This is a genomic window from Mesobacillus boroniphilus JCM 21738, from assembly GCF_000517385.1.
Lineage (GTDB): Bacteria > Bacillota > Bacilli > Bacillales > Cytobacillaceae > Mesobacillus > Mesobacillus boroniphilus.
Genome location: NZ_BAUW01000003.1, coordinates 23,530 through 40,105, shown reverse-complemented (window position 1 = coordinate 40,105; position 16,576 = coordinate 23,530). Strand labels below are relative to the sequence as shown.

The following is a 16,576-nucleotide window of genomic DNA, read 5'->3' as shown; positions in this document are numbered from 1 at the left end:
AATTCTTGTAAATAGCAAAAGGAGACCGCCATAACAGCGAGTCTCCTTTTGTCGTTTAAATTTATTTATATACTCGATCAGCAAACTGCGCCAATTTTTCAAGTGATGATTTTTCTACTTCCTCGTGCAGGCTGTTGCCGTGTGAATCCATTGTGACAACTGCAGTGAAGCCTTCGACATTCAAGTGCCACATTGCTTCCGGAATCCCGAAATTCATAAGGTCAACACCCTCCACGGATTTGATGCAGTCAGCATAATATTGAGCTGCACCGCCGATTGCATTCAGGTAAACACCACCATGTTCTTTCAAAGAAGCGAGCGTCTTCGCTCCCATTCCGCCTTTACCGATAACAGCGCGGATGCCGAACTTCTTCATGATATCGCCCTGGTAAGGTTCTTCACGAATACTTGTTGTCGGTCCTGCCGCCTTCACATGCCAGTTGCCTTCCTCATCCTTGAGCATAACTGGACCACAATGGTAGATGACCTGGCCATTCAGATCAACTGGCGAATCATGGTCTGACAAATACTTATGGATAGCGTCTCGGCCGGTATACATCATGCCATCAATCCGGACAACATCCCCAACCTTCAGCTCACGAATCTGTTCTTCAGTAATAGGAGCTGTCAGCGTAACGACATTCTGTTCAACTGGTGCTTCAACTGCTGCAGCGATTTCCTGGGCTGCAGGCTGTGCGAAGTCGATTTTCTCGCCTTCCTGGTACATCCACTCCTGAATCTCTCCACTTTCTGGGTTCACGGCTACACCTAGACGGCGATATGCCCAGCAATTGTATGCTACAGATACGTAGAAGCTAGCAGGAATACGGTTCATGACACCCACTTTGCAGCCAAGAAGGGTTGTTTCGCCGCCAAAGCCCATCGTGCCAATTCCTAGCTTATTTGCATTTTCCATTACATATTCTTCAAGGTCGCGAAGTTCTGGATGCGGATTTACATCGTCAACCGTACGGAACAGCTGCTCTTTCGCAAGGTCGTAACCGGAAGAACGGTCACCGCCGATTCCAACGCCGATGAACCCGGCGCTGCAGCCTTGTCCCTGTGCCTGGTAAACCGAATGCATGATGCACTTTCGGATACCATCCAGGTCACGGCCAGCACGTCCAAGTCCTTCCAGTTCAGCTGGAAGGCTGTACTGGATATTTTTATTTTCACAGCCGCCGCCCTTTAAAATCAGGCGTGCGTCGATATGATCTTTTTCCCATTGCTCGAACTTGATGACAGGAGTTCCGCCGCCAAGATTGTCACCGCTATTTTCCCCTGTCAGTGAATCAACGGAGTTTGGACGCAATTTCCCATCCTTCGTTGCCTGCGCAATAGCATTGTAAATCGCTTTTTTCATTTCAATTTGGTTGGCACCAACCGGAGTTTTGATTTTGAAGGTTGGCAGGCCGGTATCCTGGCAGATTGGTGATACATTATCATCAGCCATTTTAATATTATTCTTGATCGTATCAAGGCTCATCGCCGAACGGGTTCCCGCGTTCTCGCGTTCCGCCGCCGCTTTGATTGCCCTTCGTACATCCTTCGGCAGGTTCGTGGATGTTTCAACAATCAGCTTGTACATGCTTTCCTGAAACTTTTCGATATTCATCTGACTACCCCTCTCCCCTTATCTTTCTAGCTCTTTATATATGAAAATCTATAACAATTTCTCCGATATCATTATACTCCTATCAGGTTTACATTTAAAGATAGAAAGTGGAATCGTTTACAAACTTGAAAAGCGCAAGCGCTTGGTCAGCCCCGACAAGTATTATTGAACACACAAAAAAAAGACCTCATCAAAAAGGTCTTTTTTACATATCGCGATGTTTGAATTCGCGGCATTTTGCGTCCATTTCTTCGACGATTTGGATCATGCGGTCGATATCCTCAAGATCCGTTTCTTCCGGATCAATCGCTTCAAGCAATTCAGCAAACATATCCAAACGCTGTTTCAAGAATACAACCTGCGTATTTTTATCATTTATTGGACTTCCCAAATTTTCTCTCTCCTTTCACTACCTTTAACATCCTACCTAAAAATGGGGAATTGTGCAATATTGCGGCAAATAGTTAGATAAGGAGTTACACATCTATCTATTGGATAGTATTCCCCCTTCTCGATATGTTTGTCCATGCTTTTTTAGGAAAAAATCTCTGTTAAAAAAAGGCGGATTCAAAAACCCATACTCTGGCTAGCGTTGACCAATAAAAGCAGGCTGAATTTGAATTCAGCCTGCTTCTTTTCATATAGTTATTCATCAAGCCCGGTAGCCTTACCTTCCCTGCTTGAATCAGCAGCACCGTATATGAGCCCTTTTTCACGATCAATCTGGATTGCCTGCACGTTGCCGAGCGGGAATGGTCCATCGGCGAACTCGAAGCCTCTCGATTCCAATTCACCTTTCGCCTCCATGCTTATCCCAGCTTCCCAGCCAATGAGCGGCCGGTACTATTGAAAATCCTCGGCTCCTCAATAGCTTCTTTAAGGTCCATTCCAAAATCAAGAACATTGACGATCGTTTGGAATACCGAGCCAACAATTGTTGGACCGCCCGGTGAGCCAAGTGTAAGCATCGGTTCATCGTTCTTGAATATAATCGTAGGCGTCTTGCAGCTTACCGGTCGTTTGCCAGGCTGGACTTCATTGAGGCCTCCAGGAATCGCATCAAAGTCTGTCATTTCGTTGTTTAAAACAAAACCATACCCATTAACCATTATGCCGGATCCAAAAGGATGCTCAACCGTTGAGGTACAGGAGACAATATTGCCCCATTTATCCATCACAGTATAATGGGTTGTCTCACTTCTTTCTCTCTCGGGTTCAAAAGGCTGACGGATGACTTTGATTTCTTTCCCATCCTCATAAGCCCATGGATTGCCGAAATCGGCTGAGTCATTCCTGCGTTCAAAATTAATCAGTTTGCGGCGTTCTGCAAGATATTCCTCACTGAGCAATCCTTTTAACGGAATTTCGCCAAACTTAGGATCACCTGCAAAAGCGATTTTATCTGAAAAAGCAATCCTCATTGCTTCTGTAAACAAGTAATATTTTTCCCATGATTTAGCATTATACTTGCTGAGGTCAAAGCCCTCGAGCAATTTCAGTATTTGCAGCATCGTTGTCCCTCCGGCGCTAGGCATGTTGGAGGATGCAATTTTATAATCTCGGTACGTACCCCAAATTGGTTCATCAACTGTGATCTCATAGTCTCTGAGGTCTGACATTTCCATGATCCCGCCAAGCTCTTTTAAAGTCGAGACAATCGCTTCACCAATCTCACCTTCATAGAATGCCTTAATCCCATCACGCTGAAGGATGCGGAATGTTTTCGCAAGGTGCTCCTTCTGATAGACATCCCCTTCCTTTAGGGATTTTCCCCCTGGCTGAAACAGTTCCTTCGCATGCTCGCCAAGTCGGTAATCAAAGGTGTTAAGGATTTCTTCCATCACCCAGTTGACTTCCACACCTTTTTCAGCTGCCTGTGCAGCAGGCTCGATCAAATCGGCTAGCGGTTTTGTCCCATATTCCTTTCTTGCCGCTTCCATTGCTTTCAGAATTCCTGGAACTCCTACAGCAATGCCTTGGGTTGACCTTTTCTTAAAAGGGATAACCTCTCCTTTATCATCTAAAAAAAGTTCTGGATAAGCAGCTTTCGGTGCCATTGTATGGCCATCAAAAATTTTCGTTGTCTTGCTTTCGGCATGGTAAACCATAAAAAATCCGCTGCCACCGACACCGCTCATCATCGGTTCCCCGACATTCAAGCCAAATTGGAGGGCGATTGCCGCATCAATCGCATTGCCTCCTTCACGGAGTATTTTTTCTGCGGCATCAGTAGCAATAGGATGTGCCGAAGCCGCCATCGCAATTTTACCCGTTGCTGTTTCTCTATCATAGTCACACCTATTAGAGCGTGGTTTAAAATTCTTTTCCATTGACAATGTCCTCCCATCTATCCGCTTGTACTATTAATACCCTGTAGACCAAAGTAGAAAACAACCAAATATATGGGAGTTAAGACATAAAAAACCAGCCCTGGAAATCAGGACTGGCTTATCAATTGAATTTATCGGTTGTTATCATTCTTCTGATTTTCCGGTGATACTGTGAAGGTATTAGAAGTGTTTCCTAGACCTGTAGTATCAGATGGTTTGCTCTCCATGCCAGTAGCATATGCATCAGCACCACCGTTTGAATTTGAGTTTGATGTGCTTGATTTGGATGCAGAATTGACAACAGGGTTGTCCATTGCTGTAGAGCCTGCTTCCTTCACTTTTGATCCAACTTCCTTGAGTTCATCCTTAGCGTCCATCACTGTCTGCAATGCTTCGGAAGAATTGAACTTTGCCTCGTTTACCTTGCTGAATACATCATCATTCAGGCGCTGGTAAAGGTTTTGAGCATCACTGATCGCTTCTTTTAAAATGCTGGATGCTTCCTTAAAGCTGCTCATCATTTGGTCCTTTACGTCAGAAGGATTGTTTTTGACTTCGCTGAACACGTTCATGGATGTGTCTTTTGCATTCACAGCCTTATCCTTCACCCTTGTGCGAGTGTTTGAATCAAGCAAGGTTAATGCACCTCCGATTGCCGCTCCAATAAGGACGCCCTTCATAAGCTTGCCGTTTGACGAGCTTGAGTTATTTGAGCTTACTCCATAACTGCCAGAGTAGCCGCCCATCGAAGTATTGTTAGAATAAGAATCACCTGAATTTGTGCTTGCGTATGTTGTTGTACCAGTTGTTGTATCGTATGAAGCGTTCTCCGTTGAAGAAGTATACATGTTGTTGTTCATATTGTATGAGCTTGAATTGTTACCCATTGAGTTTTGGTTGTTTGAAAGGATATTTTCAGACATATTCTAGTTCCTCCTTTAATTTTTGGTGTTTTATTTTGTTATGTCTAACTAATTCCCGGATCGGACAAGCCTTAAACAGGATATATCTACCTTTTGTCAAGAGGAAAAAATTACTAAACAATAAAACAAGCCTTACTCCTCTTTAATTGGAGTAAGGCTGTTTCATTAATATTTATCTTGGTCTTTCGCTGGATACAAAACCGAAGCTAACATGGTCCTGAATCGGAATCCACGCACCTATTCCCTGCGAAACGACATTTTTGACGACAATGAACTTCTTGCTCCCTTTTAGCATCAAGTAGACCTCTCCATATGTCACCTTGCCCTTTTCATTTATGGCTGGAGCGTAGGCGTAAAGGTATCCGAGGCGTTTTGGCTGGATATTATAGATATGGTCTTTTTTCGTTCCGGCACCGACAATCGTTTCAAACGCTAGCGGCAGTCCTGTTTTCTTTGCTGCTTTTAAAAGCATCATCTTTTGCACATCTTCAGCGCTCTTGATTTTTGCCGTCAAGCCGCCCTTTACAGATTTTTGCTGCTCTTGAACATAATGAATTTGATAAATAGAATTTCCGCCGCGATTATCATAGTAGTTCGTATTGATTTTCTGGAATTCCCAGTTTGGGGAAGTTTCACTCGATACATAATTCAACGGCCATTCTCCAAGGTATACAATCGCACGATAACCGATTGCAAAAGGAGTGCTGCTAATGGTCGTTTCATTCAGCATACGAATTAAATCCGGGTTCTCAATCTTCACTTTTGATGTTTTGATCAAGTTCTTCGTAAGCTCGCTTGGCTGAAGGAAAGGCAAATCCTCCGTCGGATTAGGGTAAGTATTGTCCTTCGTGATATTCATGACAGAACTCGGAATGGTATACTTTGCTTTTTCAGCCTGCTTTGGTTGAGGAGCTTTTTTCGTCTTTGTTTCCTCAGCAAAGCCAGGCGCTAAAATGGACATCATGAAAACCATCGTCATCACAAGGATAGCTGCTGCTTTTTTCATTGGTGTTGTTTTCTCCTTTCACTACAGGAAACTTATAAGTTTGTTTATAGTGTTTTCGGAGTTCATTAACTTTATCCAAGATTTATGGAGCTTTTCGGAAACTTTGTTATTTGAAGACATAATGAAAGGCTCTGTTCATGGACAGAGCCTCAAATTTATCGTGCTGAAGTGAGCAGCTTATTATAAAGTTTTTCACAGTAAGGGTAGAACAATTGAATCAGCGGGCCGATCGCGAAAGTTACAATCAAAGTTCCGATACCGATTGGTCCTTTAAAAATGAACGCAGCAGACAAGGCAAATACTTCGCCAAGCGTTTTTGCTACCATCAGATTGAGACCGAACCGTTCCCTCAATGCCATCATGAAATTGTCGATAGGAATCAACGGGAATTTCGGCTGGAGGTAGACCGCCAGTCCAAAGCTTAGTGCAACCATTCCCAATACAAAGACCCCGAATTGCTTTGCATAACCGGTAACCACCATGTCTTCAAACACACGCAAAAGCCAGAAGTCAATCAGCACACCGGTGATGAGCAAGGTGATAATCGCAGCTACATCCGGACGTCTTTTTACTAAAGCAGCATTGACGACGATCATGACGATTCCAACAATCACAACCCAGCTGCCTGGTGTCAGCCCCACCGTTTTCGATAACCCGACATTGAGTGCATCCCAGGCACCTGTTCCCAATCCCGCTTTAATGGTCATCGATACTCCAAAAGATAGAATAACTAACCCAATGATGTAAAATAGAGTGCGATAAGCAAAAGCCATATTCCATATTCTCCTTCTTATATAACCGTTCTATTAAGTATTTTAATTTGATCCTAAGGTTCTTTACTATTAGACATTTTCGGCATGCTTACCCTGAAATGTCTATTAAAGGCCATTTTTTAGACATTTAATCAGCTTACCTGGCTTGAAATGTCCATAATGCGCGGAACACTCCTTGGAAACTTCCTATTACAGCGAAAAAAGAACCCTGTCCTCCCGGAACAGAGTTCATTGGTTCTATTATATTAAGACAGGTAAATTTCAATACTGATTATAGCATATTGAGCTAAAGGTGTAACTCGCCTTTTAGAACATTTATTGAACGATTTCGAACGTTTCTTCAACCTCGATACTGCCAATGACCGATTGGACCATTGAACAGTTCTTTCTTGTCAACACCATTGCCTTTTCGATTTTCTTTTCATCGAGATTGTTGCCGGCAATGCGGAAATGAACGGTAATCTTGCTTACTCTGTTCGCTTCCTCTTCGACACGTTCAGCATCAGCCTGGATATGTATATCCTTGATGTCCATTCTCATTTTTTCCAAAACCTTGCGAAGAACTCCGCCGCTGCACACCGCAACTGATGACACGAGCAGCTGGTAAGGCCTGAAACCATATTGCTCGTCACCAGCAACATCCAGCCTTCCGAAGCCTACTTCTGTAAAAAAACCCACGTCTGGTTTCATTTTGAATTCCATGTTACTCTCTCCCCTATCGCAACCTCTATTTAAAAAGTTAATTTTGACTATTACCATGAGATTACACTATTTTTTCCATAAATAAAAATAAAAACCGTTGCACATAAATTTTTATATCGTTAACATCTAAAGAGTATTAAGTACTTGGGGAGATTTTAATTTTATGAATATAAATATGAAGCTTCGTTTCTGGATTTTGGTCAGCATAGTCGCAATTTCAGGGTTTTCACAGGGAATGCTGCTTCCATTGATTGCGATTATTTTTGAACAGGATGGCGTGTCATCATCGATGAATGGCTTTCATGCCACAGGCTTGTATTTAGGAATATTGATCGCCTCTCCATTAATGGAAGCCCCGCTCCGCAGATTTGGTTACAAACCCATAATTCTTATTGGCGGCTTTACGGTAGCATCTCACTTGCGCTATTTCCATTATGGAAGTCGTTTTGGTTCTGGTTTTTGCTAAGGCTGGCAATCGGGATTGGCGATCACATGCTTCATTTTGCGACACAGACATGGATTACCTCTTTTTCGCCTAAAGACAGGCTTGGAAGGAATATCTCGCTTTACGGATTGTTTTTCGGACTGGGATTCGCTGCTGGTCCATTGATGACTGGTTTTTTAAAAGTGAACACGACTCTGCCTTTCATCATTTCTTCTGCCATCAGCCTTGCCGCCTGGCTGACCGTCTGGCTGCTGAAAAATGAGCGCCCGGAACATGACAGTGACAGCAGTTCATTCTTCGGGACAATGAAAAGGTTTGGAAAAGTATTTAAATACGCCTGGGTCGCATTCCTGCCTCCGTTTGGCTACGGATTTTTGGAAGCCAGCCTTAACGGTAACTTCCCTGTTTATGCAATGAGATCAGGAATCGGTGTCGATGCGGTCGCGCTCTTGCTACCCGCCTTTGCGATCGGCGGAATTCTTTCACAACTCCCGTTAGGTATATTAAGTGATAAGCTCGGCCGGAGGAATGTCTTGCTCGTCGTCACGCTAGCCGGCTTCATCAGTTTTACTGCCGCTGGATTACTAGAGAATTCGACGACTGGATTGCTTATTTGCTTCTTTATCGCAGGAACTGTTGTAGGATCAACTTTCTCTCTTGGCATCAGCTATATGGCAGACCTGCTGCCGAAACAGCTGCTGCCAGCAGGCAATTTGATGTGCGGAATTTTCTTCAGCTTTGGAAGCATCAGCGGCCCATTCATTGGCGGACTGGCCATCCAGTGGCTGAAAGGCATCAGCTTCTTTTACGTGATCAGTACGATGCTGTTGTTGATTTTTATTGCTCTTGTCGCGGTTCGGCATGAAGGATCGACACAACAGGCAAATTCTGTGTAGGAACAAAAATTGCAAGCGCCTCGTTTAGCCCTGATTTCCTAAACAATGCAAAACAGCCTCCCTATTTCGCAGGGAGGCTGTTTCTTTTTCGTGCAGGCCGGTTGACAAGGACGATTCCGACCACAACAAATATTAATCCGGCTATGACAAAATAATGTAAGGGTTCGTCTAACAGGACTGCTGATAAAATTACACCGAATACAGGGACGAGGAACAGGTACAAGGAAACCTTCCCGACCTGGTTGTACTTCATAACATTGTTCCACAAAATAAACCCTGCCGCTGATAGGAATGCCAGATAGAGAAGCATCAATCCGGATTTTAAGTCGAAATCGAATGGAGCAAGTCCGACTGAAAAGGCTCCAATCGCAATCAAACCTAAGGATCCCAAAATCATCTGGTAAGCCGTTAAATAAATGACCTCCATTTTAGCGCTGCCTTGCTTGGCGAGTATATTTCCATAAGCTCCGGCCATCATTGCTCCCATCAACAGAATTTCACCGATGCCAAAGCTGATTTCGTAATCCCCATTTGGCCAATTCGCGAAGATGACTCCAGTGAATCCGACCATCAGACCAGCAACCTTCAAACGGCTCATCCTGTCATCTGGATAAAGGAAATGAGCAAGCAGGATCTGAAAAAACGATGTTGTCCCGGCAATGATCGAACCCTGGATGCCCGTTGAATAACTAAGTCCAATATAAAACAGGACATATTGCAAGAACGTCTGAAACAGGCCGATTTTCAGAAGAGACTTAGTCGTATCGGGCCTGAATTTCATACTCCTTTTTAAAAGAAGGAACATGATCAGGATCAGCACCCCTGCTAGCAGGAATCGGTATCCTGCAAACAGCATCTGTTCACCCATTTCTTCTGGCTTGATATCAAGGCTGATATAGCTCAGTTTTATAAACGGGAACGCACTTCCCCATAAAAGGGTCGCCGCAGCAGCCGAAACAGCAATTCCAAGCGGGTGTGTAAAAAAGTCTTTAGTTGTCATCAAACTATCTCCTTAGACGAAAGCAATTATTCTTTTAAAAAGCATATATTGTATGGTAACATAATAGTGAACACAATATGTATCTTTTGACTTGGATTTCCGCTGTCACCAATCTGGTGGCAGCTTTCGTGTTTTTTAAGGGGAATGATTGTGATTATTAGTATCAATTAGATATTTTAAAGGAGGAGAAAAGGATGGCACAGGGAGCAAATGCATTAGCAAAGCAGAATTCGGTCCCAGAAGTAAGCTTTATGGAAAAAATCAAGCCTCACGCAGAACTGATCGCCGCGAGCGTTAGCGGGATCCTGATCGCGGCTGGCTGGATTTTGAGCAAGGGAGATACAGAAACAGCATCTGTCATCGCTTTTATCCTGGCTTATTTAATTGGCGGTTTTGCAAAAGCGAAGGAAGGTATTGAAGCCACAATCGAAGACAAAGAGCTGAACGTCGAGATGCTGATGATCTTTGCCGCGATTGGTTCGGCCATTATTGGATATTGGACAGAAGGCGCAATCCTGATTTTTATCTTTGCTATGAGCGGAGCGCTTGAAACGTATACGATGAACAAAAGCCACAAGGAAATTTCCTCTTTGATGGAGCTGCAGCCAGAGGCAGCATTGAGGATTACAGATGGCGTGGAAGAGAGAGTGCATGTTTCGGAACTGGAAATTGGCGACATGATCCTGGTGAAGCCCGGTGAAAGAATACCCTCAGATGGCAAGGTTGCCAGGGGACAGACGACGATTGACCAGGCTGCTATCACCGGAGAATCGATTCCGGTTTCAAAGGATTCCGGCGACGATGTTTTTGCCGGTACAGTCAACTTGACTGGGTCACTTACCGTTGAAATCACAAAACGAAACGACGAAACATTGTTCCAAAAAATTATCCAGCTAGTGCAAAACGCGCAAAGCGAAAAGTCGCCTTCCCAGCTGTTCATTGAACGGTTTGAAGGCACTTATGTAAAGGTCGTTCTGGCAGTCGTTGTACTGATGATGTTCGTTCCCCATTATCTGCTTGGCTGGAGCTGGACGGAGACATTTTACCGCGCGATGATCCTGCTCGTCGTCGCTTCCCCGTGCGCACTCGTTGCCTCGATTATGCCTGCTACTTTGTCGGCGATTTCGAATGGCGCGAAGCACGGAATCTTGTTCAAAGGCGGCGTCCACCTGGAAAACCTGAGCCACCTTAAAGCAATTGCTTTTGATAAAACAGGTACATTGACAAAAGGTAAGCCAGAAGTAACGAATATGATCGTGGCTGATGGACTGGACCGCGATGAAGTACTGCTTAAAGCAGCATCGATTGAAAGCCACTCCAACCACCCGTTGGCTAACGCAATCGTAAAATACTCCAAAGATACGCTTGGCAAGGAGCTTGTTCATCCTGAGAGCATCGAGGATGTATCAGGCTGGGGCGTGAAGGCTCACTTGGAAAATGAGGATTGGAAAATCGGAAAAGCTGACTTTGTCGGAAGGTCTGCCGCTGAAGCATTTTCAGGCGGCGCTGCAGTAGAGCTTGCCGCTGAAGGAAAAACGATTGTGTTTATTGAACGGAACGGGCAGCTGGCAGGTTTGATCGCTTTGAAAGACGTTGTCCGAGAAGAAACAAAACAGGCAATCGACCTATTGAAATCAGAAGGCATATACACCGTCATGCTCACAGGCGACAGCCAAAACACGGGAAAAGCAATCGCTGCCGAAAGCCATGTAGAAGGATACATTGCTGAATGCCTGCCTGAAACAAAAGTTCAAGAATTGAAGAAATTGAAAGAACAATACGGCCAGGTTGCCATGGTCGGAGATGGAATCAACGACGCCCCGGCACTCGCAACTGCTAACGTGGGCATTGCCATGGGCGAAGGTTCCGATGTCGCATTGGAAACAGCTGACGTCGTGCTGATGAAGAACGACCTGCCGAAGATTGCCGAAGCCATCGACCTGTCCCGCCGGATGAACCGGATCGTCAAGCAAAACGTCGTCTTCTCCATCCTGGTGATCATGGTGCTGATTGCATCGAACTTCCTGCAGCTGCTCGACCTGCCATACGGCGTCATCGGCCACGAAGGAAGCACGATACTGGTCATATTAAATAGTTTGAGGCTGTTAAAATAAAACGAAGCTCCTGCTGGTTAATCCAGCGGGGGTTTTTGGTTATTTGAAGATTACTGAAATGAAGTATGGCTGTGAGCATCTCATGACGGACACTTTTTCACCTGTCACGCCAGTTTCTGTCCGTCATGGCTCTCATGACGGACACTTTTACTTCTGTTTCGGTGATTTCTGTCCGTCATTCCCTTGATGACGGACACTTTTGCTTCTGTTCCGGTGATTTCTGTCCGTCATACCCCTTATGACGGACACTTTTGCTTCTGTTCCGGTGATTTCTGTCCGTCATACCCCTTATGACGGACACTTTTGCTTCAGTTTCAATGATTTCTGTCCGTCATAAGTTCTATTTAGCCATTTCGTCCATGTGTTGTTTCTGAGAGATTGTATTTCTTTGTCATACAATTATAAAGCGCCCTCCGAATGGGGGCGCTTTGTGTTAATGATATCCGTTTGATCCGTTTGCTGAACCGGATGTTTTTTGGCTGTGGTTGCTTTTGCCTTTTTGCTTGGTGCTACCGTCTTTCTTCGTCTTCTTAGCCATCCTGAATTCCCCCTTAATCAAAAATGAGGAGCAAGCCTCTTTTGTATCTTCTGCTAAAACCGAAGGCGTTAACTGAGGTAATTTCAGGATAAAGGATGTCCTCAACACCCTGCTTTCTTTTGGCTATAATAAGCATTTATTTCCCCGCCAATGATGATGATATACGCGGATAAGTAAAGCCAGATCATCAGGACAATGATTGCGCCGATGCTGCCATATGTGGCGGTGTAGGAAGCAAAGCTGCTGACATAGTAAGAGAATCCGAGTGATACGAGCACCCATCCTCCGGTTGCGAAAACTGATCCCGGTATGCCGCTGACGCAGGTCAGCTTCTTGTTGGGAGCAATCCAGTACAAACCAAGAAATACAATGAATAAAATCAAAATACTGATCACCCAGCGAAGCATATTCCAAACGTAAAGAAATTCTTCTTTCAGTCCAAAATTTGCGAACAGCCAGCTGCCGATTTCTTTTCCGAACACCGGCAGGATCAAAGCGACCAGGAACACAAAGATCATCGCAAATGTCAAAAAGATCGCCATAAGCCTGCTTACGATAAACGACCTTGTTTCCTCTACTCGATATGCACGGTTAAATGCCCTTACAATCGCATTGATTCCGTTTGAGGCTGACCAAATTGTCGCCAATAATCCAAAGCTCAGCAATTTGCCGTCTTTTTGCATGATATCCTGCAGACTGTTTTTAATTAAATCCATCGATTCACCAGGTGCATAGTCATCAAAAAGCCGAGGATATCCAATTCTGATATTGCAGATATGGCACAAGCGTTACCAGGAAAATCAAAAGCGGAAACAAGGAAAGCAAAAAGAAATATGCAAGCTGCGCGGCAAGTGCCGGAACATCGTCCTCTTGAATCCTGTCCCACACATGCCTGAAAAATGATATATCAACCATCCATTCACCTCATTTATGCTTTCCTTGCTCCTGTCTGGGGCTTGTCAATCCATCAATCTTTTTCATCTATATGCTGCGGTGCTTGACCAGATGCTGCAATCTTCCTCAGCGTTTCTTTCGTACCTTTGACCAATTCCGTAACCTGAGGCGGTACATCCTTTATTTCTTCGACTTTTTCAGTAATAAAAGCAACGTCCTCTGTTACTTGTTCCACTGTTACCCTTACTTTATTCGCTGTTTCCCTCAGGTCTTCAATAAACTCATTGGGGTTTTTTACAACATATGAAACACTGCTTGAAACCTTGCTGAGATCCTCTTTTACAGCCTGTCGTGTCGATTTTCCAAAAGGGTAACCGCTCCTCCAGCCAAAGCGCTATCACCATGCCCATCCAAAACTTTTTCGAACTGCCCATGTTTTCTCCTCCTAGAGTCTTCCTTCTCATTTTGCAGGTCTCTCATTGCCTGCCTCCTAACTAACATTTTCCACGATTGTCATCACTTCATGCAAGTGTTGTGAAAAATAATGTAACTTTTTATGAGTGGCTCTCCCGTGAATTCTAAAAGTGAATAATATTTTTACAACCTCAAAAACAGCTATACAACAACAACTCACGTATGCTTTCAGCTTCCCTCCTAAGTTTTACCTAATAGATATTGCTTGACTTAATACTAATTATCAGAATATTCTTGTTGAAGAACATTTTCTGAATATAATTTTTTAGGAGGAGCATCATGACATTTGAAGATTGGATTGGAAAAATCAGCGGCTGGGTTTGGGGCCCTCCTTTATTGATTTTGCTTGTTGGGACGGGAATCTACCTGACCTTCCGCATTGGTTTCTTGCAGATGAGACTGCTGCCTTACTCACTCAAACTGGCTTTTACTAAAAAACAGGACAAACGATCTGAAGGGGATATTTCACATTTCCAGGCTTTGATGACGGCACTTGCTGCAACTGTCGGTACCGGCAATATCGCAGGTGTCGCAACGGCGATTTTCACAGGCGGACCTGGTGCTGTGTTCTGGATGTGGATTACGGCATTTTTCGGAATGGCGACGAAATATGCGGAAGCTGTTTTAGCCGTTAAATACCGGGTCGAAGATAAGGATGGAGAGATGTCCGGCGGACCGATGTATTATCTTGAACGCGGACTTGGCCAGAAATGGCTAGGGGTGCTATTTGCCTTTTTTGGGGCAATTGCCGCTTTCGGGATTGGCAACCTCGTTCAATCAAATTCAGTTGCCAGCGTCGTACAATCAACATTTTCAGTGCCCGCCTGGGTTACAGGGCTTGTCTTGACAATTTTTACGGCTCTTGCTTGATTGGCGGGATTAAGAGCATCGGAAAAGTCACGGCTTTATTCGTCCCAGTAATGGCTGGATTTTACCTTCTTGCTGGACTAGCGGTCATGATTATGAACTTTGACCTTGTACCAGCAGCAGTTGCACTTATTTTTACAGATGCATTTACTGGAGAGGCTGTGGCCGGCGGTGCACTTGGAACTGTCATCAGGATGGGTGTTGCCCGAGGCGTATTCTCCAATGAAGCAGGTCTCGGATCTGCACCGATTGCTGCTGCAGCAGCCAAGACTGACCTTCCTGGACGCCAGGCACTTGTGTCGATGACCCAGGTGTTCATTGATACCATCGTCATCTGTTCTATTACCGGAATCACAATTGTCATGGGCGGGCTGTATACAGGAGACGCGACTGCAGCCGACCTTACATCAGCTACCTTCGACAAGTTCCTTGGCCAGACAGGCTCAGTGATCGTCGCGGTTGGATTGCTGTTCTTCGCTTCATCGACCATCATCGGCTGGTCCTATTACGGGGAGAAATGCTTCTCCTATCTGTTCAGCAAGAATGTTGTCTTTTACTACCGAATCGCGTTTGTTCTTGCTGTATTCATCGGAGCAATCTCCCAGCTTGAAGTTGTATGGGGTGTAGCCGATGTCATGAACGGATTGATGGCCTTCCCGAACCTGATCGGATTGCTCGGCTTGTCTGGCGTGGTCGTAGTTGAAACAAGAAAGATCTTGAATGCTATTAAGGAAGAAAAGAAGGAATCTAACGTATAGTGCCTGAGCATAATCCGGCGTCGCAATGACGCCGGATTTGTAATTGACTTTTTTATACGAACGTGGAAAGATGGTTGTACAACCATTGAAAGGATGAACGGAGTGGACTTAACTAAAAATTCCCCTGAAAACGTTGATTTCATGATCGAAAAAATCAAAGAAAAATTGAATGTCATGAACCTCGGCGCAATCAAATCTTCTCACTTTGACGGCGAGATGTATGAAGAATTGAAAGAAATCTATGATATGATCATGAGAAAAAATAACTTCAGCCCAAATGAAATGCAGGCGATTGCTGAAGAGCTCGGAAATTTAAGAAAGCAGTAATTGCAGCAGGCACTGATTGGGTGCCTGTTTTTTTGTTGTGTGATAGAGAGATGAGATGTGGTCGACATATTCTGAATGTGAGTGGATTAATTTTGGATGTGGTCGAATTAATTCAAATGTGGACGAATTATCTTCAAATGTGGCCGAATTAATTGTAATTGTGGTCGAATTATCTTCTAATGTGGTCGAATTGATTCAAAATGTGGTTGAATAATCTTCAAATGTGGTCGAATTAATTCAAAATGTGGCCGAATTAATTCAAAATGTAGTCACGATATTTTCAAATACAAAAACGGTCCTCCATTTTGAGGACCGTTTCATGTTTTATGCTGCCTCCACCCAATTATCACTCATCATTTCTGCATAAAAGCTTAGGAACTCTTTGAAGAATGGATGGTTGATTTTTGCTTCGGCATTTTCAAGCAGTGGTTTAAGAACCGGCTTGATGAATCTTGTCATCATTTCCGCTTCGATTTCCTCCAGCTGTTGTAGGTGTTCGGGGTCGCCCTCTTGCTCCGCTTTGATCTCTCCCTGTAAAATCGAGCTGATGAATGCTGTCATGCTGCCGAAATGGTCTGGCAGTCTGTCTTGTTCAAGCGGGAAGTAGAAGGCTGTTTTTTCATAAAGGCCAATCAGGCAAAGCAGTTCATGCCTGCGAGCTTCTTCATCTTCATTATTTTTCGTATAAGATGAAAAATAAGGGGAGACAAAGTGGTCTCCCGGTATGAAAAAGTGATTGTCATACCAGAGCTGCACTTCATCCCGATTGTAAAATGAATGAAATGTAAGCTCCTCCCGCATTCCTTCGGGGATGTCGTTCATGAATGCTTCATAGGTATCCCAATCCCCCAGCCAGATGCTTGTCATGATATTCGCGAATGCGAGCTTTCCATATCGTTCTTCCATCATTGTCT

16 protein-coding genes and 2 pseudogenes are annotated in these 16,576 nt (G+C 44.3%); 4 read left to right on the top strand and 14 right to left on the bottom strand.

Going from position 1 to position 16,576, the window contains the following annotated elements:
• Nucleotides 1-61 precede the first annotated feature (61 nt).
• The 8 genes from JCM21738_RS01870 to JCM21738_RS01840 form a co-directional block, all read right to left on the bottom strand.
• Nucleotides 62-1,615, bottom strand: coding sequence for a fumarate hydratase (locus tag JCM21738_RS01870; protein ID WP_023625696.1), 1,554 nt, complete (start codon nt 1,613-1,615; stop codon nt 62-64).
• Nucleotides 1,616-1,820: 205 nt separating this feature from the next.
• The gene (locus tag JCM21738_RS01865; protein WP_023625697.1) at nt 1,821-2,006 is read right to left on the bottom strand and encodes an SE1561 family protein; all 186 of its coding nucleotides are present in this window, start codon (nt 2,004-2,006) and stop codon (nt 1,821-1,823) included.
• Between the two features lie 254 nt (nt 2,007-2,260).
• On the bottom strand, nt 2,261-2,422 hold the full coding sequence (locus JCM21738_RS25040; protein ID WP_243462848.1) for a hypothetical protein: 162 nt from the start codon (nt 2,420-2,422) through the stop codon (nt 2,261-2,263).
• A 2-nt stretch (nt 2,423-2,424) separates the two neighbouring features.
• Nucleotides 2,425-3,945 carry a gamma-glutamyltransferase gene (ggt, locus tag JCM21738_RS01860; protein WP_243462847.1) on the bottom strand — a complete coding sequence of 507 codons (1,521 nt, stop codon included), beginning with the start codon at nt 3,943-3,945 and terminating at the stop codon, nt 2,425-2,427.
• A gap of 131 nt (nt 3,946-4,076) precedes the next feature.
• On the bottom strand, nt 4,077-4,868 hold the full coding sequence (locus JCM21738_RS24870; protein WP_023625699.1) for a YtxH domain-containing protein: 792 nt from the start codon (nt 4,866-4,868) through the stop codon (nt 4,077-4,079).
• Nucleotides 4,869-5,040: 172 nt separating this feature from the next.
• A complete protein-coding gene (locus JCM21738_RS01850) occupies nt 5,041-5,874 on the bottom strand; it encodes a YfkD famly protein (protein ID WP_023625700.1) in 834 nt (277 codons plus the stop codon).
• Nucleotides 5,875-6,029: 155 nt separating this feature from the next.
• Nucleotides 6,030-6,647, bottom strand: a complete 618-nt coding sequence (locus JCM21738_RS01845; RefSeq protein WP_023625701.1) for a YczE/YyaS/YitT family protein — start codon at nt 6,645-6,647, stop codon at nt 6,030-6,032.
• Between the two features lie 315 nt (nt 6,648-6,962).
• A complete protein-coding gene (locus tag JCM21738_RS01840; RefSeq protein WP_023625702.1) occupies nt 6,963-7,349 on the bottom strand; it encodes an OsmC family protein in 387 nt (128 codons plus the stop codon).
• A gap of 163 nt (nt 7,350-7,512) precedes the next feature.
• Here JCM21738_RS01840 and JCM21738_RS01835 point away from each other — a divergent pair.
• Nucleotides 7,513-8,690: pseudogene (locus tag JCM21738_RS01835) on the top strand (MFS transporter).
• 61 nt (nt 8,691-8,751) lie between these two features.
• Here the strand turns inward: JCM21738_RS01835 and JCM21738_RS01830 are convergent.
• Entirely contained in the window at nt 8,752-9,690 is a 939-nt protein-coding gene (locus tag JCM21738_RS01830) for a DMT family transporter (RefSeq protein ID WP_023625704.1), read from the bottom strand.
• 194 nt (nt 9,691-9,884) lie between these two features.
• Here JCM21738_RS01830 and JCM21738_RS01825 point away from each other — a divergent pair, with 194 nt between their 5' ends.
• Nucleotides 9,885-11,804 (top strand): heavy metal translocating P-type ATPase, encoded by a 1,920-nt coding sequence (locus JCM21738_RS01825; protein WP_023625705.1) that lies wholly within the window; start codon nt 9,885-9,887, stop codon nt 11,802-11,804.
• A 639-nt stretch (nt 11,805-12,443) separates the two neighbouring features.
• Here JCM21738_RS01825 and JCM21738_RS01815 read toward each other — a convergent pair.
• The 4 genes from JCM21738_RS01815 to JCM21738_RS25030 form a co-directional block, all read right to left on the bottom strand.
• Nucleotides 12,444-13,058, bottom strand: coding sequence for a YihY/virulence factor BrkB family protein (locus tag JCM21738_RS01815; protein ID WP_369385595.1), 615 nt, complete (start codon nt 13,056-13,058; stop codon nt 12,444-12,446).
• A 22-nt stretch (nt 13,059-13,080) separates the two neighbouring features.
• Nucleotides 13,081-13,257, bottom strand: a complete 177-nt coding sequence (locus JCM21738_RS26970) for a YhjD/YihY/BrkB family envelope integrity protein (protein ID WP_369385594.1) — start codon at nt 13,255-13,257, stop codon at nt 13,081-13,083.
• 52 nt (nt 13,258-13,309) lie between these two features.
• Entirely contained in the window at nt 13,310-13,471 is a 162-nt protein-coding gene (locus JCM21738_RS25035) for a hypothetical protein (protein WP_243462846.1), read from the bottom strand.
• Nucleotides 13,472-13,575: 104 nt separating this feature from the next.
• Nucleotides 13,576-13,716 (bottom strand): hypothetical protein, encoded by a 141-nt coding sequence (locus tag JCM21738_RS25030; protein WP_243462845.1) that lies wholly within the window; start codon nt 13,714-13,716, stop codon nt 13,576-13,578.
• 273 nt (nt 13,717-13,989) lie between these two features.
• On the opposite strand from JCM21738_RS25030, the pseudogene JCM21738_RS01805 reads away from it, so the two are divergent.
• Both JCM21738_RS01805 and JCM21738_RS01800 read left to right on the top strand, forming a co-directional pair.
• Nucleotides 13,990-15,335, top strand: a pseudogene (locus tag JCM21738_RS01805) (alanine/glycine:cation symporter family protein).
• Nucleotides 15,336-15,437: 102 nt separating this feature from the next.
• Nucleotides 15,438-15,662, top strand: coding sequence for a DUF1128 domain-containing protein (locus JCM21738_RS01800; protein WP_023625710.1), 225 nt, complete (start codon nt 15,438-15,440; stop codon nt 15,660-15,662).
• A gap of 324 nt (nt 15,663-15,986) precedes the next feature.
• On the opposite strand, the gene JCM21738_RS01795 is transcribed toward JCM21738_RS01800, so the two are convergent.
• Nucleotides 15,987-16,571, bottom strand: coding sequence for a molecular chaperone TorD family protein (locus JCM21738_RS01795; protein ID WP_031308031.1), 585 nt, complete (start codon nt 16,569-16,571; stop codon nt 15,987-15,989).
• Nucleotides 16,572-16,576: the final 5 nt, after the last annotated feature.

What these genes read in the sequence shown, in the direction of transcription:
- JCM21738_RS01870 (WP_023625696.1), bottom strand. Translation starts at nt 1,615, where the DNA reads ATGAATATCGAAAAGTTTCAGGAAAGCATGTACAAGCTGATTGTTGAA.
- JCM21738_RS25040 (WP_243462848.1), bottom strand. Translation starts at nt 2,422, where the DNA reads ATGGAGGCGAAAGGTGAATTGGAATCGAGAGGCTTCGAGTTCGCCGAT.
- ggt (WP_243462847.1), bottom strand. Translation starts at nt 3,945, where the DNA reads ATGGAAAAGAATTTTAAACCACGCTCTAATAGGTGTGACTATGATAGA.
- JCM21738_RS24870 (WP_023625699.1), bottom strand. Translation starts at nt 4,868, where the DNA reads ATGTCTGAAAATATCCTTTCAAACAACCAAAACTCAATGGGTAACAAT.
- JCM21738_RS01850 (WP_023625700.1), bottom strand. Translation starts at nt 5,874, where the DNA reads ATGAAAAAAGCAGCAGCTATCCTTGTGATGACGATGGTTTTCATGATG.
- JCM21738_RS01845 (WP_023625701.1), bottom strand. Translation starts at nt 6,647, where the DNA reads ATGGCTTTTGCTTATCGCACTCTATTTTACATCATTGGGTTAGTTATT.
- JCM21738_RS01840 (WP_023625702.1), bottom strand. Translation starts at nt 7,349, where the DNA reads ATGGAATTCAAAATGAAACCAGACGTGGGTTTTTTTACAGAAGTAGGC.
- JCM21738_RS01830 (WP_023625704.1), bottom strand. Translation starts at nt 9,690, where the DNA reads ATGACAACTAAAGACTTTTTTACACACCCGCTTGGAATTGCTGTTTCG.
- JCM21738_RS01825 (WP_023625705.1), top strand. Translation starts at nt 9,885, where the DNA reads ATGGCACAGGGAGCAAATGCATTAGCAAAGCAGAATTCGGTCCCAGAA.
- JCM21738_RS01815 (WP_369385595.1), bottom strand. Translation starts at nt 13,058, where the DNA reads ATGGATTTAATTAAAAACAGTCTGCAGGATATCATGCAAAAAGACGGC.
- JCM21738_RS26970 (WP_369385594.1), bottom strand. Translation starts at nt 13,257, where the DNA reads ATGGTTGATATATCATTTTTCAGGCATGTGTGGGACAGGATTCAAGAG.
- JCM21738_RS25030 (WP_243462845.1), bottom strand. Translation starts at nt 13,716, where the DNA reads ATGAGAGACCTGCAAAATGAGAAGGAAGACTCTAGGAGGAGAAAACAT.
- JCM21738_RS01795 (WP_031308031.1), bottom strand. Translation starts at nt 16,571, where the DNA reads ATGATGGAAGAACGATATGGAAAGCTCGCATTCGCGAATATCATGACA.